This window comes from Streptomyces sp. NPDC013455, from assembly GCF_040632975.1.
In the GTDB taxonomy this organism is placed as follows: Bacteria; Actinomycetota; Actinomycetes; order Streptomycetales; family Streptomycetaceae; genus Streptomyces.
In genome coordinates this window covers 121,945-141,662 of record NZ_JBEYCX010000014.1, presented here as the reverse complement: position 1 = coordinate 141,662, position 19,718 = coordinate 121,945, and the positions used below count along the sequence as shown (strand labels likewise).

Genomic DNA, 19,718 nt, shown 5'->3' with positions numbered 1-19,718 from the left:
GTGTGGGGCGATGTTAGTGAAAGGCGCGGGTCACAGGAAAGTCACGGGAGGTTTCGGTCGTACGCTCGCGCCATGAGTACTGAAGAGACATCACGTTTTGTACGGCTTCGCGTGGAGCTGGTCCTGGAGGTGCAGGACGACGACGCGGTCACCAAGGCCGCGCTGCGCCGCCTCGCCCAGGACTCCGAGGTGCCCGAGGCGGAGCGGGCCCAGGCGGAGAGCGCTGTGACGGAGGACACCGCGGAGGCGCTGGCGTACCTCGTGGACCCCTTCGACCTGGTCGGTGAGGTGCCCGGGGTGGAGCTCCAGCAGGCGTCCTGGTCCAGCGAGCGCATCGACTACGACCCCGATTCGCCCGAGTGGGACCTCGACGGGGAAGATGGGGACGGCGACGAGGAAGAGGGCGGCATCGGCTGATCGTCCCGGGGCACTCCTACCCCGGACGGCAACCGCCGTCCGGGGTTTCGTCGTCTCTGGGGGCGCACGGACGGCCTCCGCCCCACCCGCACCACCCGAGCCGCCGCGGACCCGTGCCGCGGACGTGGGATGCCCCACAGCCGCCGGGGGTGGGGAACGGGAGGGACCGGCCGTAGCGTTGAAGGTTCTTGACGGGGACTCCCGGGGTTATCGCGACTCGCAACGATGGAGAAGCTTGTGATGACGGACAGTAAGCGGCGCAAGGGCCTGGCGGCCGCGTCCGCTCTGCTCGGCGGTGTGCTGGTGCTCACGGCGTGTTCCGGCGGCGACGACAAGGCCTCGGGCAGTGGCAGCGGCGACTCCTCGCAGGCCAAGGTCGACGAGGCGGCGGCCGAGAAGTCGTCGGAGGCGCAGATCGCGATCACGCCCAAGGACGGCTCCAACAACGCCTCGATCAACAACTCCGCGGCCGTGAAGGTGAGCAAGGGCACGCTCACCGGTGTCACGATGACCACCCAGGACGGCAAGGCCGTCGCCGGGCAGCTGTCCGCCGACAAGAAGAGCTGGAAGCCCACCGTCCAGCTGGAGCGCTCCACGACCTACAAGGTCGCCGCCGAGGCCGAGGACTCCGAGGGCCGCATAGCCCACGAGAACGCCACCTTCACCACGGTCTCCCCGGCCAACAGCTTCATCGGCACCTTCACCCCGGACGACGGCGCCACGGTCGGCGTGGGCATGCCGGTGTCGATCACCTTCGACAAGGCGATCAGCGACAAGGCGGCCGTGCAGAAGGGCGTCACGGTCAGCACCAGCAGCGGCCAGGAGGTCGCCTGCCACTGGTTCAACGCCAACCGCATGGACTGCCGTCCGGAGGAGTACTGGAAGGAAGGCTCCACCGTCACCCTGAAGCTGGCCCTCGACGGCGTCGAGGGCGCGAGCGGCGTCTACGGCGTCCAGCAGAAGACGGTCACCTTCCACATAGGCCGCAACCAGGTCACCTACGTCGACGCGCAGACCAAGCAGATGAAGGTCACGCGGGACGGGAAGGTCGTCAAGACCATCCCGATCTCCGCAGGCTCGCCCGACAACAAGACGTACGAGGGCCAGATGGTCATCTCGGAGAAGTTCAAGCAGACCCGGATGAACGGCGCGACGGTCGGCTTCACCGACGACGACGGCAAGGGCGAGTACGACATCAAGGACGTGCCGCACGCCATGCGCCTGACCACCTCCGGCACCTTCATCCACGGCAACTACTGGGGCGCGCCCTCGGTGTTCGGCAACGTCAACACCAGCCACGGCTGCGTCGGCCTCCAGGACAAGAAGGGCGCGGGCGACTCGAACACGCCGGCGGCCTGGTTCTACGACAACTCGCTCATCGGCGACGTCGTCGTCGTCCAGCACACCGGCGACAAGACGGTCTCGCCGGACAACGGCCTCAACGGCTGGAACATGGACTGGGCGCAGTGGAAGGCCGGTTCGGCCGTCTGACGCCTCCCCGTATCCGCTCCAGTGCCGCCCCCCGGGGCGGCACTGGCGTTCGTGGGCCCCTCAGCCTTCTCATGCTGCTCTTATGCCGGCCTTACCGTGTCATCAGGGTCGGTCCCTAGCTTGCGGGCCATGTTCTTCACCTACCTGAGGCGCGAACTGCGCCGCCGCAGAAAGGCGGCCCTCGTCGTCGCCTCCGGCCTGGCGCTGGGTATCGCGCTGGTCATCGTCGTCAGCTCCGTGTCCAACGGCATGGGCAAGGCGCAGGACAAGGTCCTCCAGTCGCTGTACGGGCTGGGTACGGACATGACCGTCACCAAGGCGGCGTCCGCGTCCACCGGCGACACGCAGCGGCCCCGCTTCCGCTTCGACGCGCAGGGCGACGACGACTCCACCCAGAGCAGCGACCGGGTCATGGTGCAGGGCTTCCAGACCCTGGCGGCCTCGACGGTGACCGAGGTCGGCGCGCAGCCCGGGGTCTCGGACGCGGTCGGCGGACTGAGCCTCCAGGTCCTCAAGGTCAGCGGCCAGTTCACGCGGGGTCAGTTCCAGCAGGACGGCGGCGGGTTCCAGCGCGGTGGCGAGGCCGGGCAGCCGCAGGGCGAGGTCACGGGCGGCGGCGCCGACTTCGACGTCAACAACTACTCCGTCTACGGCACCGACGTCACCGAGCCCGCCCTCGGCCCGCTGACCTCCTCGAAGATCACCAGCGGCCGTACGTTCAAGGAGACGGAGACCGACGCCGAGGTCGTCGTCGTGGACTCCGCCTACGCCAAGGAGAAGAAGTACAAGGTCGGCTCCACCGTCACCGTCAAGGGCGTGAAGTTCACGGTGATCGGCATCGCCACCGCCGACAGCGGCGACGCGGCCGCCGACCTGTACATCCCGCTCAAGCAGGCGCAGACCCTCGGCGACGTGAAGAACAAGGTCACCACGGTCTACGTCAAGGCGACCGACTCGCAGAAGATCGACAGCGTCAAGTCGCGGATCCGGAAGAACGTCCCGGGCACGACGGTGACCACCTCCGCCGACCTCGCGGACACCGTCTCCGGCTCGCTGTCCACGGCCTCCTCCCTCGCCGCCGACGTGGGCACCTGGCTCTCCGTCGCGGTGCTGGTGGCCGCCTTCCTCGTCGCCGGCCTGCTCACCTCCGCCGCCGTCTCCCGGCGCGTCAGGGAGTTCGGCACGCTGAAGGCCCTGGGCTGGAAGTCCGGCCGGGTGACCCGGCAGGTGATCGGCGAGGCCATGGTCAACGGCCTGGTCGGCGGCGTCCTCGGCATCGCGCTCGGCCTGGCGGGCGCGTACGCCGTCACCGCCGTCAGCCCGAACCTGCAGGCACAGCTCGGCGGCGGCACCGGCGGCGGCAACCCGGGCGGCGGCCCCGGCGGCGGGGGCGGCCTCGGCGGACCGGGCCGGCAGGCGGCGAAGACCCTGGAGGTGGCCCTCACGGCCCCGGTGAGTGTGACGACGATCGTCCTCGCGGTGGGCCTGGCGGTGGCCGGCGGCCTGATCGCCGGAGCCTTCGGCGGCTGGCGGGCGTCCCGGCTGCGTCCCGCGGACGCGCTCCGGCGGGTGGAGTAGCGGCCACCCACCCGCGGCCGCACCCCGACGCGCACACCCCGAACCCCCAGGAGCCACCATGTACGAACTGAAGAACGTCACCAAGCGCTACGCGCGGGGCAAGGACACCGTCCACGCCCTCGACGGGATCGACCTCACCATCGCCGACGGGGACCGGCTCGTCATCCAGGGCCCGACCGGCGGCGGGAAGTCCACCCTCCTCCAGATGCTCGGCGCCCTCGACCGTCCCACCTCCGGCGAAGTCGTCCTCGACGGCACCGATCTGGCCGGGCTGACCGAGGCCCGGCTGACCCGGATCCGCAGCGAGAGCATCGGATTCGTCTTCCAGTCCTTCAACCTCATCCCGACGCTGACCGCGCAGGAGAACGTGGAGACGGCACTGGTGCCCCTCGGCATCAAGGCCGGGGAGCGGCGGGAACTGGCCGCCGAGGCACTGCGTTCGGTCGGCCTCGGCGAGCGTCTCGGACACCTTCCCGGCGAGATGTCCGGAGGGCAGCAGCAGCGCGTCGCCATCGCCCGCGCCGTGGTGAAGAAGCCGAAGGTGCTGCTGGCCGACGAGCCGACCGGCAATTTGGACGAGGGTATGCGGGACGAGATCATGGACGTGCTCGAACGGCTGTGGAAGGAGCACGGGCTGACCTTCGTCATGGTGACCCACGACTCCACGCTCGCGAAGAAGGCCCCGCGCCTCGCCACCCTGCGCAAGGGCAGGATCACCGTGACGGAGAACGCACGGGCCTGACGGCGTATAACACCCTTTGCGCGCACGGCACTTCGCGGTTCTGTAACGGTGTCCCGGCCGGCGCGTAACAGTTTCCCGGCGTGCTTCCATGCCGTCCCGTCAGCTATTGAGCCCTCTGATCACCCCCCGGCATACTTCGTGAACCGGGGGGTGACGTGCATGCGTACGAAACCGCCCCCGGCCGGGTGAACGGGGAATTCGCCCGGTACTTCATCTCCAGGGGGAGAACTTGCGCAGACAAGTGAAAAGAGCAGCTGCGGCCACCGTGGCAACGGCCGCAGCGGTCGCCCTCGCAGCGGGTATGACCAGCCCGGCGTCGGCGAAGCCCGCGGGTGCCCCGGCATCCGCCACCGCCGCCTCGAGGACCACCGCCAAGCACCACGTCACGCTCATCACCGGTGACCGCGTCGCCCTCGACGGCAAGGGCCGCATCGTCGGCCTGGAGCGGGCCGAGGGCCGCGAGCACATAGCCTTCCAGGTCCGCAAGTCCGCCGGACACACGCTGGTCATCCCCGCCGACGCGGCCCGCCTGGTCGCCTCCGGCACGCTGGACCAGCGCCTGTTCGACATCACCGAGCTGAACAAGGCCGCCACCCGCAAGGCCCAGAAGAACGGCCTGAAGGTCATCGTCGGCTACCGCGGCTCCGCCACGGCCGCCAAGGCCGACGTCCGGGACGCGGGCACGCTGCGCCGCAGCCTGAAGGCGCTCAACGCGGACGCCGTGCAGGCCCCGGTCCAGGACACCGCCGAGCTGTGGGACGCGGTGACCAACGGCGACCGCTCGGCCTCCGGCATCGCCCACGTCTGGCTCGACGGCGTCCGCAAGGCGTCGCTCGACAAGTCCGTGCCCCAGATCGGCGCCCCGACCGCGTGGAAGGCCGGCTACACGGGCAAGGGCGTGAAGGTCGCCGTCCTGGACACCGGTGTGGACACCACCCACCCGGACCTCAAGGACCAGGTGGTCGGGTCCAAGAACTTCACCCCCGCCGCCGACGCCACCGACCACTTCGGTCACGGCACCCACGTCGCGTCCATCGTGGCGGGCACCGGCGCCAAGTCGGGCGGCACGTTCAAGGGTGTGGCCCCGGACGCCGAGCTCCTCAACGGCAAGGTCCTGGACGACACCGGCTCCGGCGACGACTCCGGCATCCTCGCCGGCATGGAGTGGGCGGCCTCCCAGGGCGCCTCCGTCATCAACCTGAGCCTCGGCGGCTACGACACCCCCGAGATCGACCCCCTCGAGGCCGAGGTCAACAAGCTCTCCGCCGAGAAGGGCATTCTGTTCGCGATCGCCGCGGGCAACGAGGGCCCCCAGTCGATCGGCTCGCCGGGCAGCGCGGACGCCGCGCTCACCGTCGGCGCCGTCGACGGCAAGGACAAGCTCGCCGACTTCTCCTCCACCGGCCCGCGCGCCGGCGACGGCGCCATCAAGCCGGACGTCACCGCGCCCGGCGTGGACATCACCGCCGCCGCGGCCAAGGGCAGCGTCATCGACCAGGAGGTCGGTGAGAAGCCCGAGGGCTACCTGACCATCTCCGGCACGTCGATGGCCACCCCGCACGTCGCGGGCGCCGCCGCCATCCTGAAGCAGCAGCACCCCGACTGGGGCTACACCGAGCTGAAGGGCGCCCTGACCGGCTCCACCAAGGGCGGCGCGTACACGCCGTTCCAGCAGGGCTCGGGCCGCATCCAAGTCGACAAGGCCATCAAGCAGTCGGTCGTCGCCGACCCGGTTTCGGTGAGCTTCGGTGTGCAGCAGTGGCCGCACACCGACGACAAGCCGGTCACCAAGCAGCTGACCTACCGCAACCTCGGCGACAAGGACGTCACGCTCAGCCTGGCCAGCACCGCCACCAACCCCAAGGGCGCGGCGGCCCCGTCGGGCTTCTTCAAGCTCGCCGCGACCAAGGTGACCGTCCCGGCGCACGGCAAGGCGTCGGTCGGTTTCACCGTCGACACCAAGCTGGGCGGCACCGTCGACGGCTCCTACTCGGCGTACGTGACGGCGACCGGCGGCGGTCAGACGGTCCGTACCGCCGCCGCGGTCCAGCGCGAGGTGGAGTCCTACGACCTCACGCTGAAGTTCATCGGCCGTGACGGCAAGCCGGCCCCGAACTACGGCGCCGACCTCAGCGGCGTGGCGGGCCTCGCCAACGGCGTCTGGCTGAACCCGTACAACAAGTCCGGCACGGTGAAGGTGCGCGCGCCCAAGGGCACGTACATCCTCAACACCTCCGTCTTCGCCGACCCGCAGGACGCCTCCAAGGGCATCGACTGGATCGCGCAGCCGAAGCTGACCGTCGGCAAGAAGCAGACGATCACCATCGACGCGCGCAAGGCCAAGCCGGTCGACATCACCGTCCCGGGATCGGGCCTGAAGGACCAGTTCGCGTTCCCGGAGTTCGACGTCACCGTCGGCAACGGCACCTACGGCTACGGCTGGTTCCTCGACAGCTACAAGAACTTCCACACCGCCCACCTGGGTCCGGAGCTGCCCTCGGGCGCGCTGTGGCAGCAGTGGGACGGCCACTGGACCAAGGGCGCGAACGAGCAGTACGACGTGACCACCGGCGGTCCGGTCAAGAAGCTCGCCACCGGCTACACCAAGCACTACAAGGCGGGCGACCTGGCCACGGTGAAGGTCCGCATGGGCGCGGCGGCGAGCGGCAAGAAGGGCTCCGTCGACGCGGTGGGCTGGCTGCCCGGGAGCTCCGGCGCCTCCTCCATCAGCATCCCGCAGAAGCTGCCCGGCACCCGCACCCTGCACCTGTCGGCCAAGGACGGCGTGAAGTGGCAGCTGGGGTTCGCCCAGGACGGCGGGGTCGACCAGGACGGCTTCCCGCTCTCCGAGGCCGGCTACGACATCGGCTCGTTCGCCTTCAAGGGCGGCCAGACGTACACCAAGACGGTCAACACCGCGGTGTTCGGCCCGCACGTCGGCAAGGACTACGGCATCTTCCGCGACGGCAACGAGATCTTCGGTGCGCTGCCGCTGGTCGCCGACTCCGCCAAGCACGCCGGGTACTCGGACTTCACCTCGGTGAAGACCACCCTGTACCGCAACGGCACCAAGGTCGGCACCAACGACGACCCGCTGTTCGGCGACAAGACCTTCAAGGTCCCGGCCGGTGACGCGGCCTACAGGCTGACCACCTCGGTCACCCGGTCGCCGAAGGTGTCGGAGGCCTCGACGCGGATCGACGCGGCCTGGACCTTCCGCTCCAAGAAGCCGGCCGACTTCGTCCAGCTGCCCGCCTCCGCCCTGCACTTCGGCGCCACGACCGGCCTGGACAGCCGCGTCGAGGCCGGCAAGACGGTCACCTTCCCGGTCACCGTCGAGGGCTCGGCCGCGGGGAGCAACCTGAAGTCCCTCGCCGTCTACGTCTCCTACGACGGCAAGAACTTCAAGAAGGTCACCGTCAAGAACGGCAAGATCACCGTCAAGAACCCGGCGAAGAACAAGGCCGTCTCGTTCCGCGCCAAGATCACCGACAAGAAGGGCAACACGTCGGAGATCACGATCCACAACGCGTACTACGGCAAGTAGGCCCTGACGCACCTGGATGGGGGCACACCGGGGACAGTCTCCGGTGTGCCCCTCAGCGCGTCGCCGCGCGCGTCGCGTCCGCGCCCCAGCTGGCCAGCAGACGCAGCGACTCGGCCGACGCGGAGTCCGGCTCGGCGTGGTAGGTGACCAAGGACTGGTCCGAGCCGTCCGTCAGCCGGAAGCTCTCGAAGCTGAGGGAGAGGTCGCCCACCAGCGGGTGGTGCAGCCGCTTGACGCCGTGGCTCTTCTCCTTGACGTCGTGCGTGGCCCACAGCCGGCGGAACTCCTCGCTCTTCACCGACAGCTCACCCACCAGCGCCGACAGCCGCGGATCGTCCGGATGACAGCCCGCGTCCATCCGCAGCGCGCACACGATGTCGATCGCCTTCTGCTCCCAGTCGACGAAGAGGTCCCGGTAGTCGGGCCGCAGGAACACCAGCCGGGCCCAGTTGCGCTCGCCCGGCGGCAGTTCCGCCCAGTCACCGAAGAGGGCCGCCGCCATCCGGTTCCAGGCGAGGATCTCCGCACGCCGGCCCACCACGTACGCCGGTACGGCCTCCAGCGCGTCCAGCAGCTGCCGCAGCGCCGCCCGCACCTGCTGCTGCCGTGCCGCCGGCTTCTTCTTGTGCGCCTTCGGCTTCGCCAGGTGCGTCAGGTGGGCGTGCTCGGCGTCCGTCAGCCGCAGCGCCCGCGCGATCGCGTCCAGCACCTCCGCCGAGACGTTGCGGCCGTTGCCCTGCTCCAGCCGCGTGTAGTACGCCACCGACACCCCGGACAGCTGCGCCAGCTCCTCGCGGCGCAGCCCCGGCACCCGGCGGTGCCGTCCGAAGTCGGGCAGTCCCACGTCCTCGGGCTTGAGCCGGGCCCGCCGGCTGCGCAGGAACTCGCTCAGCTCCGCCCGCCGGTCCAGGGTCCGGCCGGTGGCTGCCGCTGCCGCGCCGGGCTGCTCGTTCCTGCCGTCCATGCGTCCAGTATCGCTGGTCGTAGGCACGGCAGCCTGATCCCGCCAGTGGTACGCACGGCAGTCGTACGCAAAGCCGTGGACTGGGTGGCCGCGCCCATCGCAGGCACGCTGGAACCGTGCCCGGACGGAAGGCGGCCGGGCGCGACCCCACCTAGGAGAACCCTGGCATGACCACTGTTGCTGCTTACGCCGCGCCCGCACCGAAGGCCCCGCTGGAGCGGACCACCATCGAGCGGCGCGCGGTCGGCGAGTCCGACGTCCTGATCGACATCAAGTTCGCCGGTATCTGCCACTCCGACATCCACCAGGTGCAGGACGGCTGGCGCCCCGGCACCTTCCCGATGGTCCCGGGCCACGAGATCGCGGGCGTCGTCGCCGAGGTCGGCCCCGGTGTGACCAGGTTCGCCGTCGGGGACCGGGTGGGCGTCGGCTGCATGGTCGACTCCTGCCGCGCCTGCGACAACTGCGCGGCCGGCCTGGAGCAGTACTGCACGGGCGGCGGCCCCACCTGGACCTACAACGACACCGGCAAGGACGGCGAGCCCACCTACGGCGGCTACGCGCAGAAGATCGTCGTCGACGAGAACTACGTCGTCCGGATCCCCGAGGGCCTGGCACTGGACGTGGCCGCGCCGCTGCTCTGCGCGGGCATCACCACGTACTCGCCGCTGAAGCACTGGAACGCCGGCCCCGGCAAGAAGGTCGCCGTGGTCGGCCTGGGCGGCCTCGGCCACATGGGCGTCAAGATCGCGCACGCGCTCGGCGCCGAGGTCACCGTCCTGTCGCAGTCGCTGCGCAAGAAGGACGACGGCCTGCGGCTGGGCGCCGACCACTACTACGCCACCAGCGACCCGAGCACCTTCGAGGAGCTGGCGGGCACCTTCGACATCATCCTGAACACCGTCTCGGCGCCGCTCGACTTCTCCGCGTACGTCTCCCTGCTGCGCACGGACGGCACCATGGTCAACGTCGGCCTGCCCGAGGAGCCGGTCCAGATCGTGCTGCAGTCGCTGTTCGGCAACCGCCGCAGCATGAGCAGCTCCGGCATCGGCGGCATCGCCGAGACCCAGGAGATGCTGGACTTCTGCGCCGAGCACGGCCTGGGCGCGGAGATCGAGCTGATCGGCGCCGACCGGATCAACGAGGCGTACGAGCGGGTGCAGGCCAGCGACGTCCGCTACCGCTTCGTGATCGACACGGCCACCATCTGACCGCGGGCCGCTCGCCGGGTTCGCCGCCGGGGGAGCGGCCCCGCCGGCGAACCGCGTGGGCCGGCCACGCGCGGGTGCGGGGGGACGCCCCGGCGGCGCCGCCCCCCCGCGCGCGGAGCGTCCGGGCCGGTCAGACCGTCGCCGGTGCTCCCTCGGCCACCAGGTGGGCCACCGTGTTGCGGACCTGGCAGAAGTACCCGGCCTTGTCGCCCCGGTAGCGCCAGGGCAGCGCGTCGACGTACCCGTCGACCAGCTTGAACTGCTCCAGCGCCGCCTCGTTGCGGTCCTGGAGGTGCAGGTAGAACGCCAGCAGGTGCCGCAGCTCCGGCAGCCGCGGGTGGGCCGGGTCCGCCGCGGCCGCGTCCGCGAGCGCCGCCTCGACCCGGGCCCGCATCTCCGGGGTGTTGTCGGCCGCGGTGTCCTCCGAGTCGTCGTGCTCGAAGTGCGCGATGAGCGGCAGCGCCGTCAGCAGGCTGCCCGGCGGAGCCGCGGCCGCGGCGCGCTCGGCGAACTCCATGGCCAGCCGCTCGGAGCCGCGCCACTTCGCGCACCAGTACTGCAGCGCCGAGAAGTGCGCCTCGTAGTGGTGCGGGGCGCGGGCGGTGATCTCCGCCCAGAGCTGGTCCATCTTCGCGTTCGGGTAGCCGAGGCCCAGCGCCACCCAGATCTCCGTGATGTACGGCGTCGGGTCGTCGGGGTTCAGCGCCGCCGCCCGCGCGATCTCGTCCCGGGCGGAGGCCAGCGTGCGGTGGAAGCCCTCGGCCTGCTCCCGGGTCGTGTACTGGGCCGTCTTGGCGCCGCGCAGCTTCCAGGCGAGGATCACCGTGCTGCGCGCCCGGACGACGGCCGCGTCGGGATCGTCGCGCCGCGCCGCCTCCCACGCCAGCAGCCACGTGTCCTCCTCGGCCGCGCACTCGGCGAGCAGGTAGGCGGCCGACGACCGCCGCTCCCAGTCCCGGCCGATCGCCGCGAGCAGCTCGGCGGCCGGCTGCCAGTCGCCGCCCCGCACCGCGGTGAGCGCGGCCGTCCACCGCTCCGGCAGGGGCGCGGCGAGGTCGGTGTTCTGCCGCTCGGCCGGGAGCAGGCCGAGCTTCTGCGCGCTCGCGGCCTCCTCCGCGCCGTCGGCGGGGCTGGGGGAGAAGAACTCCTTCAGGAACACCCAGGCCAGCCACAGCACGAAGAGCAGTGTGGGCACGGCCAGGATGCCGAGGATCCAGTAGAGGACGGTCATCGGGTCGGTCCGTTCGTTTCCTTGGCGGGAGGGTCGGTCAGGCGTTCTGGATCGCCGGCGGGAGCAGGGCGCGCAGCGGCGTGGTGTCGGGGTGGTCGGCGACCGCCGCGTCCACCGCCGCCGTCAGCGCCGCCTCGGGACCGTCCTCCTCCGTCTCGGAACCCCAGCCGGGCAGCCGCACCGACGCCGGCTGGGTCCAGGAGAACTCCCAGTGCAGCAGCGAACGGGAGCTGAACTCGGCCAGCACCATGGTGCGCAGCGACCGGCGCAGCACGGGCCGGACGAACTCGCGGAACGCCCGCCCCTTCGCCGCGGCCGCCTCCTGGGACAGCGGCAGCTGTTCCGCCAGCCGCCACAGCCGGCCGTCGTCGATGGCGTCCAGCAGCGCGGCCAGGGTCGCCGGCTGCCCGGTGTACCCGGCCAGCGCCCGGTGCAGCGGGGTCTGCGTGGCCGACAGGCCCGAGGCCATCGAGGCGTCCAGCAGCTCCTGCCAGCCGGCGGCGCGCGGGTAGCCGAGCAGCTCGTCGGCGAGGACGGCGTCCTCCAGGGCGGCCAGGGTGCGCGCCGGGTCGGCGAGCAGGGCCAGCGCCGCACCCTTGGCCTCGCCGGCGCGCCCGTCGGCGGGCAGCGCCTCGATCCGGCGGACACGATCGGCGATCGGCGGGTGGGAGTCGTACGGCGAGACGGGCTCCTCCGGCAGCTGCGTGCGCAGCTCCACCAGCTCCAGCTCACGGGCCGTCAGCAGCCGGCCGAAGCCGCCGAAGAACTCGCCGCGCGGCGGCAGCATCCGGGCCTGGAGGCCCAGGGTGGCGTACGACTCCAGGTAGAAGTCGTGGGAGGCGGACAGGACCGGGATCTCGCGCAGCGCCGACGCGGTCGCGTCGCGTCCGGCGATCCGGGCGGCGGTCAGGTCGGCGGCGTACTCCTGGCCGCGCGCGGTGGACAGGGAGGCGCGCAGGTAGAGCTTGCCGTAGGCGGTGTAGATCCGTGCCATCGTCCGGTACGTCGCCCCGACGCCGGTCGTGTCGACCTGCTTGGCCTTCTTGCCCTTGGCGACCCGCTTGGCGGACGCCTTCTCCTGCCGGGCGCGGTCGGCGGCCACCTTGTCGTCCGCCCTGGCGTGGAACTGGCCGATGACCCGGCCGATCTGCACGCGCCCGCGCACCACCAGCGCGGACAGCCGGGTGTCACCGCCGGTGAAGTGGCCGTACTCGTGGGCGAGCACGGAGCGCAGCTGGGCCTCCGTCAGGCCGGTCAGCAGCGGGACGCCGAGGTAGAGCAGGCGCGGCCCGGGGAGCAGGCCGAGCAGCCGCGGGCTCTCGCTGACGGCCGCGTTGACCTCGCCGGTGAGCAGGATCCGGTCGGGGGCGCGGGTGCCGGCCGCCGCGGCGAGCTCGCGGACCAGCGCCCACAGCCGGGGCTCGTCGGCCTCGGTGACCGGGATGCCGGGCGCGTCCTCGCCCTTGGGGGTGCGCAGCATCAGCATGCCGCGGACGACCGGGACGGCCAGCAGCACCGTGACGATGCCGACCTTCAGCGTGAGCGGGCCGTGCCCCCAGGAGTAGACGAGGACGTCGAGGCCGATCAGCGCGGCGAGCAGGACGAGGCTCAGCAGATAGAAGCCGAGCAGCAGGACGAGAGCGCGCAGTGCACGCAGAGTAGCGCCCATCGGGCAGATCCCCCCACAGGACCTCAGGAACAGGACATGAACAGGACATGACGGAGCACCGGCCGGCGGAAAAGATCGGTGCGGGCGGTGCGGTGTGGGGGGATGCGGAGTATGCCCTACCGCAGGTCAGAAGGGCAATGCGGGCAGGGACGAAGGGTGCTGTGCGGGGGCGAAGGGGGCACTGCCGGGGGGCGGGGCGGGGCCAGCCGGGCGGTGGCGCCGCGTCAACCGGGCAGGGTGGCCGGCCAGCCGGGCGGTGGCGCCGGGTCAGCGCCGGGTCAGCCGGGCAGGGTGGCCGGGCTGCCGCCGTTGGCCTCGTAGCCGGCCACCGCCAGCGCGCGGTACACGGCGAACGCGGCGGCCGGGTCGGCGGACAGGGTCCACGGCAGCGCGCCGACGTGTCCGTCGACGTGTATCAGCTGGTGCATGGCCTCCGCCCAGCGTTCGGAACGGACCAGGAAGAGGACGAGCAGGTGCCGGACGTGCGCGAGCATCGGGTCGTCGGGGCGGGCGGCGTGCACCGCGTGCAGCGCGCCGTGGATCGCCTTGGTGACGACCTCGCTCTGGTAGAAACTCGCGACCAGGTTCACCTCCGGGAGGTGCTCGAAGACCGCGAACAGCGGCAGCGCGGCGAGCAGCGAGCCCTCCGGGGCGCGGGCCGCGGCGGCCTCCGCGAAGGCGTACGCCTGCTCGCGCGAGCCGTGCCACTTCTCGCACCAGTAGTGCAGCGCGGCCAGGTGCGCGCCCATGTGCTGCGGGGCGCGGTCGAGGATCTTCAGCCACAGCTGCTCGAACTCGGCCCGCTCATAGCCCAGGCCGCGCGCGATGGACAGCTCGACGATGTACGGCACCGGGTCGCCGGGGGCCAGCAGGGCCGCCTGCGCGCACGCGGACCGGGCCTCCTCCATGATGATCCGGAAGTCGTCCCGGCCCGGCCGCGACGTCCGCCAGGCCTGCTGCACCAGGAACTCGGCGTGGACGGCGGCGCCGCCCGCGTCCTTGGGCCGCTCGGCCCGCCACACCCGCAGCCACTGGCCGCCCGGCACCTCGTGCACCCCGCCGGGCCGCTCGCCCAGCTCCAGCGCGGCGGCGCCGGCGAAGGCCTGCACCCGCTGCCAGCGCACCTCGCCCTCGGACTCGGTTCCGGCCAGCAGCTGGGCGGCGGCCCGGTAGTCCCCGGTGCGCTGCACCAGCTCCAGGACGTCCAGCAGGTCCTGGTCCGGGCCGGGCACGCGGACGTCCAGCTCCTCCTCGCGCACGAAGCCGTAGTCCGCCGGGTCGGCGGCGTCCGGGTGCCCGGGGGGAACCTGCTCGACCATCCCGCGCCTGCGCCGCATGACCGGGACCAGGACGAGGCTCAGCATGAGCAGCGCCATCAGCAGCCAGAGAATCGCCATGCCTCAAGCGAACCAGACACCGCCACCACTTGGCGAACCCCGCCACCGCCCCTGTGGAAAACTCCCGACCAGGGCAGGTCAGCGAGCCGCGGGGCCGCGCCGGACGTCACAGGCGCCCCCGGGCCCACCACCGCCTCACCACCGCACGTGTGCATGACAGCCGGCGCGCGGTGCGGGCGCGCCGGCGTGGGTGCTCCTGCGCGGAAGACCCTCGCGCCCGTACCCGGGATGCCCGTCGGGCGCCAGGATCCGGTCAGGAGCACTACGCTCGATGCACATGAGCGACAGGCATATCAGTCAGCACTTCGAGACCCTCGCGATCCACGCGGGCAACACCGCGGATCCCCTCACCGGCGCGGTCGTCCCGCCGATCTACCAGGTCTCGACCTACAAGCAGGACGGCGTCGGAGGGCTGCGCGGCGGCTACGAGTACAGCCGGAGCGCCAACCCGACCCGCACCGCCCTGGAGGAGAACCTCGCCGCGCTGGAGGCCGGCCGCCGCGGCCTGGCCTTCGCGTCCGGCCTGGCGGCCGAGGACACCCTGCTGCGTACGCTGCTCACCCCGGGCGACCACGTGGTGATCCCCAACGACGCCTACGGCGGCACCTTCCGGCTCTTCGCCAAGGTCGCCACCCGCTGGGGGGTGGAGTGGTCGGTCGCCGACACCGCCGACCCGGCCGCCGTCCGGGCCGCGATCACCCCGAAGACCAAGGCCGTCTGGGTGGAGACCCCCTCCAACCCGCTGCTCGGCATCACCGACATCTCCGCCGTCGCCCAGGTCGCCCACGACGCGGGCGCGAAGCTGGTCGTCGACAACACCTTCGCCACCCCCTACCTCCAGCAGCCGCTCACGCTCGGCGCGGACGTCGTCGTGCACTCGCTCACCAAGTACATGGGCGGACACTCGGACGTGGTCGGCGGCGCGCTGATCGTCTCCGACCAGACGCTCGGCGAGGAGCTCGCCTACCACCAGAACGCGATGGGCGCCGTCGCGGGCCCCTTCGACTCCTGGCTGGTGCTGCGCGGCACCAAGACCCTCGCGGTGCGCATGGACCGGCACAGCGAGAACGCCACGAAGATCGCCGACATGCTGACCCGGCACCCGCGCGTGACGAGCGTGCTCTACCCGGGGCTGCCGGAGCACCCGGGCCACGAGGTCGCCGCCAAGCAGATGCGGGCGTTCGGCGGCATGGTGTCGTTCCGGGTCGAGGGCGGCGAGGAGGCCGCGGTCGAGGTGTGCAACCGCGCCCGCGTGTTCACCCTCGGCGAGTCCCTCGGCGGTGTCGAGTCCCTCATCGAGCACCCCGGCCGGATGACGCACGCCTCCGCGGCCGGCTCCGCGCTGGAGGTGCCGGGCGACCTGGTGCGCCTGTCGGTCGGCATCGAGAACGTCGACGACCTGGTGGAGGACCTCCAGCAGGCCCTCGGCTAGCAGCCGGGTCTCACCAGCCGGTGACCGGTGGAGTCGTCTGCGAGGGCGGCTCCACCCACGGGTGGGCGTCCGCCGCCCACACGGCGAACGCGACGGCCGCGGCCCACGCCAGCAGCCACAGCACCCGGCGGACGAGCCGCCACCGCCGGAGCAGACGGTCCCCGTGGCGCACCGCGTCCGCGCACAGCTCCGGCGGCACCGCCACCGTGCCCTGCTCCATGATCCGCCGCACGGCGGCCTCCCGTTCGGACCGGTTCACCGCGACCTCCCGTCCCGCGCTCCACGGCCCCGGCGACGGGGCCTTCCGTGCGCCGGGCGGCGCACCCGCCGTGTCCCCCTCATGACGCAGCCGGCTCAGGGCCGCCCGCCGCGCGGGGCGCGGCCGGCCGGACGGGGTGCAGGAGGGTGGCCGCCGCGCGGTCGCAGACGGTGCGGACCCGTTCCGCGGGCAGAGCGAGCAGGGCGGCCGTCTGCTCCTCGGCGACCCCCTCGTACAGCCGCAGCACCAGGACCAGGCGCTCCCGCGGGGCCAGCGAGGCGAGCGGGGCGCGCGGATCCGGCCGGGCCCGGACCAGGGCGCCGTACCGGTGCCAGGTCACGCGCGCGAAGCGCGTGGCGAGGTGCTGCCGGGCGCAGTCGTACGGGTCCTCGCCGCGCAACCGGTCCCAGCGGGCGTAGGTGTGGGCGAGCGCGAGCGTCAGCAGCCGGCGGGCGCGCGGGTTGGCGTCCGGCGCCTCCGCGGTCAGCAGCGTGGCGGCGTGCAGCAGGCGCCCGGCCGCACCCGCGACGAACGCCTCGAACTCCCGGGCCCGCCGGGCCTCCCGGGCCACCCGCCGATCACGCACCGCGCCTCCCCCCGCCGGGGCCCCGTCCGCTGCGGCACAGGCGGACCGCGCACGGCGGGGACCCGGTCTCATATGAGGCCAGTGGCGGCCCGGGGTCAAGACCGCGGACCGCACCCGCGCACCAGGCGGCTCAGGAGGCCGGCGGCTGCTCCGCCGCCGGGACCCCCTGCAGGGCCATCCGCGCGGAGAGGGCGTCATTGAAGCGGGTGAGGAGCGTGCAGAACTGCTCGCGCTCCTGCGGCGCCCAGTCGTGTGTCAGCTCGGCCATGAGCTGACGCCGGGAGGAGCGCACCTCCTCCAGCCGGGCGGCGCCGCGCGGGGACAGCTGCAGCACCACCGCGCGCCCGTCCTCCGGGTGCGAGGTCCGCTTGACGAGGCCGGTGTCGACCAGGGGCGCCACCTGCCGGGTGACCGTCGAGGAGTCGATGCCCATGCTCGCCGCGAGCGCCTTGACGCCCATCGGGCCTTCCTTGTCGAGACGGTTGAGCAGCAGGTACGCGGCCCGGTCCATGGAGTTGCGCACCTGGCCGACGCCGCCGAGCCGGGTCTGTTCGGCACGGCGGGCGAACAGCGCCACCTCGTGCTGGAGGGTGTCGAGGAGACCGGTGTCACCGACGGTCGTCATGTCCATCGACATTTCAGGTGTTGTGGGCATGGCCGGAGGCTCGCTTCATGAAGGCTGCTGGGTTGGGGGACAGGGTACGCGGCCCGGCGCCGGGCCGTACCGGGGCTGCGCAAACCGGTCTCGCAGCTTGGTCACACCCGTCGTGCGCCATCGTGAACTGCGATGCTGGGGTTATGAGCTACGGCACGGCCGACATCCTGCGTTCCGTCACCCTGGACGATGTGCGCGGCGCCCAGAAGATGCTCTCGGGCGTGGCGCGGGTGACCGCGATGGAGGGCAGCCGGCACCTGTCCCAGCTGGTCGGGGCACCGGTGCACCTGAAGTGCGAGAACCTCCAGCGGACCGGCTCCTTCAAGCTGCGCGGCGCCTACGTGCGGATCGCCGGACTGCTGCCGGAGGAGCGGGCGGCCGGCGTGGTGGCCGCGAGCGCCGGCAACCACGCGCAGGGCGTGGCGCTGGCCTCCGCGCTGCTGGGCGTGCACGCGACGGTGTTCATGCCCCGGGGCGCCCCGCTTCCGAAGATCAGCGCGACCCGGGAGTACGGCGCCGAGGTGCGCCTGCACGGCCAGGTGGTCGACGAGACGCTGGCCGCCGCCCAGGAGTACGCGGCCGGGACCGGCGCGGTGTTCATCCACCCCTTCGACCACCCGGACGTGATCGCCGGCCAGGGCACGGTCGGCCTGGAGATCCTGGAGCAGTGCCCGGAGGTGCGGACCGTCGTGGTCGGCATGGGCGGCGGCGGGCTGGCGGCCGGCATCGCGGTGGCGGTCAAGGCGCTGCGGCCGGACGTCCGGATCGTCGGCGTGCAGGCGGAGGGCGCCGCCTGCTACCCGCCCTCGCTGGCCGCCGGGCGCCCGGTGTCGCTGGAGAACCCCGCGACGATGGCCGACGGCATCAAGGTGGGACGGCCCGGCGAGGTGCCGTTCGGCATCGTCGGCGAGCTGGTGGACGAGGTCCGCACGGTCAGCGAGGACCAGCTGTCGGCGGCGCTGCTGCTGTGCCTGGAGCGGGCCAAGCTGGTCGTGGAGCCGGCCGGGGCGAGCCCGGTCGCGGCGCTGCTGGCCGCGCCGGACGCCTTCGAGGGCCCGGTCGTCACGGTCCTGTCCGGCGGCAACGTCGACCCGGTGCTGATGCAGCGCGTGCTGCGGCACGGCATGGCGGCGCAGGGCCGCTACCTGGCCGTACGACTGCGGCTGACGGACCGGCCGGGCGCCCTCGCCATGCTCCTCGGGGTGCTGTCCGCGGTCGACGCCAACGTGCTCGACGTCAGCCACGTCCGCACCGACCCCCGGCTGGGCCTGACGGAGGCGGAGGTGGAGCTGCACCTGGAGACGAAGGGCCCGGCCCACTGCACCGAGGTCGGCCAGGCCCTCCGGGGCGCCGGCTACACGGTCATCGACTGACCCGGCCGGCGGACGGGCGCAACGCACAGGCCCCCGGCCGCCCTGCGGGCGCCGGGGGCCGGGAATCGGTCCGGGGGCGGCTCAGGCGGTGTAGGGCTCGGCCTTCAGGATCCGCACCGAGGCCTTCTTGCCGTTCGGCAGCTCGTACTCCGCGTCCTCGCCGACCTTGTGGCCGATGACACCGGTGCCGAGCGGGGACTGCGGCGAGTAGGTCTCGATGTCGGCGCTCGCGTACTCACGGGAGGCGAGCAGGAACGTCAGCGTGTCGTCCTCGTCACCGTCGAAGGCGATCGTGACGACCATGCCCGGCGCGACGGCACCGTTCGCGGCCGGCGCCTCGCCGACCTTCGCGTTCTCGAGGAGCTGGGTCAGCTGGCGTACACGCAGCTCCTGCTTGCCCTGCTCCTCCTTGGCCGCGTGGTACCCGCCGTTCTCGCGCAGGTCGCCCTCCTCGCGCGCGGCCGCGATCTTGGCGGCGATCTCCGTGCGCGCAGGACCAGTAAGGTACTCAAGCTCGTCCTTGAGCTTGTTGTACGCCTCCTGGGTCAGCCAGGTGACGTTCTCGCTGGTCTGGGTCACAGGGTGCTCCTCGTCGGTACTGGGAATACAAAGCATCGCCCTCCCCAGAAGCATGTCTCCTCTTGGATGGGCGAAACCACGAGCCTAACAATTCACCGGCCGAAGGGGGAGGACATAAGCCATGAGAGTTACGTCAACGCAGGTCGGGGCCTACGTATTCCGGGCGGACGGAGGAGCGCCGCGGCGTGTCAGCCGGCGTGGCAGCCCAGCAGCTGGGCCGTCGTGCCCCGGTTCGTCGTACGGAGGGTGACGACCTCGTCGATCCGTGTGGCCGGTCCGGAGAAGCGGAAGTCGGCCCTGCCCACCTCGGCGCCGTCCACCGACTGGGACCGCAGGGTGCAGTAGCCGGAGGCACCGGAGTCCTTGCGCACCTCCAGGTGCACCCGGACCGCGTCGTCGGACGCCTGGAAACTGATGACCTCGGCGCTGATCTCGTTGCGCGCGACATAGTGGTAGGCGAAGTAACCGACCAGCGCGAGCAGGACCGCGCCCAGCACCGCGCCGGCGATCTTGAGCTTGCGGTCGGCGCGCTCGTCCGAGGAGCGGCCGTAGCGGCCCTCGGGCAGCCGCGTGCTCGCGGTACTCAT

17 protein-coding genes are annotated in these 19,718 nt (G+C 72.1%); 8 read left to right on the top strand and 9 right to left on the bottom strand.

Annotated elements, in window-relative coordinates; translation table 11 throughout:
* Positions 1–72 precede the first annotated feature (72 nt).
* The 5 genes from ABZ576_RS22925 to ABZ576_RS22905 all read left to right on the top strand — a co-directional run bounded on the left by ABZ576_RS22925 (position 73) and on the right by ABZ576_RS22905 (position 7,775).
* Entirely contained in the window at positions 73–417 is a 345-nt protein-coding gene (locus tag ABZ576_RS22925) for a hypothetical protein (RefSeq protein ID WP_360743716.1), read from the top strand.
* A gap of 240 nt (positions 418–657) precedes the next feature.
* On the top strand, positions 658–1,908 hold the full coding sequence (locus ABZ576_RS22920; RefSeq protein WP_360743713.1) for an Ig-like domain-containing protein: 1,251 nt from the start codon (positions 658–660) through the stop codon (positions 1,906–1,908).
* Between the two features lie 129 nt (positions 1,909–2,037).
* Entirely contained in the window at positions 2,038–3,486 is a 1,449-nt protein-coding gene (locus ABZ576_RS22915) for an ABC transporter permease (protein ID WP_360743709.1), read from the top strand.
* 58 nt (positions 3,487–3,544) lie between these two features.
* The gene (locus tag ABZ576_RS22910) at positions 3,545–4,228 is read left to right on the top strand and encodes an ABC transporter ATP-binding protein (RefSeq protein ID WP_360743706.1); all 684 of its coding nucleotides are present in this window, start codon (positions 3,545–3,547) and stop codon (positions 4,226–4,228) included.
* Between the two features lie 241 nt (positions 4,229–4,469).
* Positions 4,470–7,775 (top strand): S8 family serine peptidase, encoded by a 3,306-nt coding sequence (locus ABZ576_RS22905; protein ID WP_360743703.1) that lies wholly within the window; start codon positions 4,470–4,472, stop codon positions 7,773–7,775.
* A gap of 52 nt (positions 7,776–7,827) precedes the next feature.
* On the opposite strand, the gene ABZ576_RS22900 is transcribed toward ABZ576_RS22905, so the two are convergent.
* Positions 7,828–8,739: a helix-turn-helix transcriptional regulator gene (locus ABZ576_RS22900; protein ID WP_360743700.1), complete on the bottom strand. Its 912-nt coding sequence runs from the start codon at positions 8,737–8,739 to the stop codon at positions 7,828–7,830.
* A gap of 167 nt (positions 8,740–8,906) precedes the next feature.
* Between ABZ576_RS22900 and ABZ576_RS22895 the strand changes: the two genes are divergently transcribed.
* Complete coding sequence (locus ABZ576_RS22895; protein ID WP_360743697.1) at positions 8,907–9,950, top strand: NAD(P)-dependent alcohol dehydrogenase; 1,044 nt, start codon at positions 8,907–8,909, stop codon at positions 9,948–9,950.
* Positions 9,951–10,080: 130 nt separating this feature from the next.
* Here ABZ576_RS22895 and ABZ576_RS22890 read toward each other — a convergent pair whose 3' ends face one another.
* From ABZ576_RS22890 to ABZ576_RS22880, 3 genes are all read right to left on the bottom strand, one after another.
* The gene (locus tag ABZ576_RS22890; protein WP_360743694.1) at positions 10,081–11,181 is read right to left on the bottom strand and encodes a hypothetical protein; all 1,101 of its coding nucleotides are present in this window, start codon (positions 11,179–11,181) and stop codon (positions 10,081–10,083) included.
* Between the two features lie 37 nt (positions 11,182–11,218).
* Complete coding sequence (locus tag ABZ576_RS22885) at positions 11,219–12,850, bottom strand: M48 family metalloprotease (protein WP_360743691.1); 1,632 nt, start codon at positions 12,848–12,850, stop codon at positions 11,219–11,221.
* Between the two features lie 278 nt (positions 12,851–13,128).
* On the bottom strand, positions 13,129–14,247 hold the full coding sequence (locus tag ABZ576_RS22880) for a hypothetical protein (protein ID WP_360743688.1): 1,119 nt from the start codon (positions 14,245–14,247) through the stop codon (positions 13,129–13,131).
* 277 nt (positions 14,248–14,524) lie between these two features.
* On the opposite strand from ABZ576_RS22880, the gene ABZ576_RS22875 reads away from it, so the two are divergent.
* A complete protein-coding gene (locus ABZ576_RS22875; RefSeq protein ID WP_360743685.1) occupies positions 14,525–15,679 on the top strand; it encodes a cystathionine gamma-synthase in 1,155 nt (384 codons plus the stop codon).
* Between the two features lie 10 nt (positions 15,680–15,689).
* Here ABZ576_RS22875 and ABZ576_RS22870 read toward each other — a convergent pair whose 3' ends face one another.
* From ABZ576_RS22870 to ABZ576_RS22860, 3 genes are all read right to left on the bottom strand, one after another.
* Positions 15,690–15,938 (bottom strand): hypothetical protein, encoded by a 249-nt coding sequence (locus tag ABZ576_RS22870; RefSeq protein ID WP_360743682.1) that lies wholly within the window; start codon positions 15,936–15,938, stop codon positions 15,690–15,692.
* A gap of 79 nt (positions 15,939–16,017) precedes the next feature.
* Positions 16,018–16,524, bottom strand: a complete 507-nt coding sequence (locus ABZ576_RS22865; protein WP_360743679.1) for a sigma factor-like helix-turn-helix DNA-binding protein — start codon at positions 16,522–16,524, stop codon at positions 16,018–16,020.
* A 130-nt stretch (positions 16,525–16,654) separates the two neighbouring features.
* Complete coding sequence (locus ABZ576_RS22860) at positions 16,655–17,161, bottom strand: MarR family transcriptional regulator (protein ID WP_360743881.1); 507 nt, start codon at positions 17,159–17,161, stop codon at positions 16,655–16,657.
* Positions 17,162–17,322: 161 nt separating this feature from the next.
* Here ABZ576_RS22860 and ilvA point away from each other — a divergent pair, with 161 nt between their 5' ends.
* Positions 17,323–18,552, top strand: a complete 1,230-nt coding sequence (gene ilvA / locus ABZ576_RS22855; protein ID WP_360743676.1) for a threonine ammonia-lyase — start codon at positions 17,323–17,325, stop codon at positions 18,550–18,552.
* 81 nt (positions 18,553–18,633) lie between these two features.
* On the opposite strand, the gene greA is transcribed toward ilvA, so the two are convergent.
* Both greA and ABZ576_RS22845 read right to left on the bottom strand, forming a co-directional pair.
* Positions 18,634–19,131, bottom strand: coding sequence for a transcription elongation factor GreA (gene greA / locus ABZ576_RS22850; RefSeq protein ID WP_360743674.1), 498 nt, complete (start codon positions 19,129–19,131; stop codon positions 18,634–18,636).
* A gap of 188 nt (positions 19,132–19,319) precedes the next feature.
* The gene (locus ABZ576_RS22845; protein WP_360743671.1) at positions 19,320–19,718 is read right to left on the bottom strand and encodes a DUF4307 domain-containing protein; all 399 of its coding nucleotides are present in this window, start codon (positions 19,716–19,718) and stop codon (positions 19,320–19,322) included.

Excerpts from the sequence above, each read along its gene's own strand:
- ABZ576_RS22920 (WP_360743713.1), top strand. The coding sequence starts at position 658 with ATGACGGACAGTAAGCGGCGCAAGGGCCTGGCGGCCGCGTCCGCTCTG.
- ABZ576_RS22900 (WP_360743700.1), bottom strand. The coding sequence starts at position 8,739 with ATGGACGGCAGGAACGAGCAGCCCGGCGCGGCAGCGGCAGCCACCGGC.
- ABZ576_RS22885 (WP_360743691.1), bottom strand. The coding sequence starts at position 12,850 with ATGGGCGCTACTCTGCGTGCACTGCGCGCTCTCGTCCTGCTGCTCGGC.
- ABZ576_RS22875 (WP_360743685.1), top strand. The coding sequence starts at position 14,525 with ATGAGCGACAGGCATATCAGTCAGCACTTCGAGACCCTCGCGATCCAC.
- ABZ576_RS22860 (WP_360743881.1), bottom strand. The coding sequence starts at position 17,161 with ATGTCGATGGACATGACGACCGTCGGTGACACCGGTCTCCTCGACACC.
- ABZ576_RS22845 (WP_360743671.1), bottom strand. The coding sequence starts at position 19,718 with ATGAGTACCGCGAGCACGCGGCTGCCCGAGGGCCGCTACGGCCGCTCC.
- ilvA (WP_360743676.1), top strand. The coding sequence starts at position 17,323 with ATGAGCTACGGCACGGCCGACATCCTGCGTTCCGTCACCCTGGACGAT.
- ABZ576_RS22890 (WP_360743694.1), bottom strand. The coding sequence starts at position 11,181 with ATGACCGTCCTCTACTGGATCCTCGGCATCCTGGCCGTGCCCACACTG.
- ABZ576_RS22925 (WP_360743716.1), top strand. The coding sequence starts at position 73 with ATGAGTACTGAAGAGACATCACGTTTTGTACGGCTTCGCGTGGAGCTG.
- ABZ576_RS22895 (WP_360743697.1), top strand. The coding sequence starts at position 8,907 with ATGACCACTGTTGCTGCTTACGCCGCGCCCGCACCGAAGGCCCCGCTG.
- ABZ576_RS22880 (WP_360743688.1), bottom strand. The coding sequence starts at position 14,247 with ATGGCGATTCTCTGGCTGCTGATGGCGCTGCTCATGCTGAGCCTCGTC.
- ABZ576_RS22915 (WP_360743709.1), top strand. The coding sequence starts at position 2,038 with ATGTTCTTCACCTACCTGAGGCGCGAACTGCGCCGCCGCAGAAAGGCG.
- ABZ576_RS22910 (WP_360743706.1), top strand. The coding sequence starts at position 3,545 with ATGTACGAACTGAAGAACGTCACCAAGCGCTACGCGCGGGGCAAGGAC.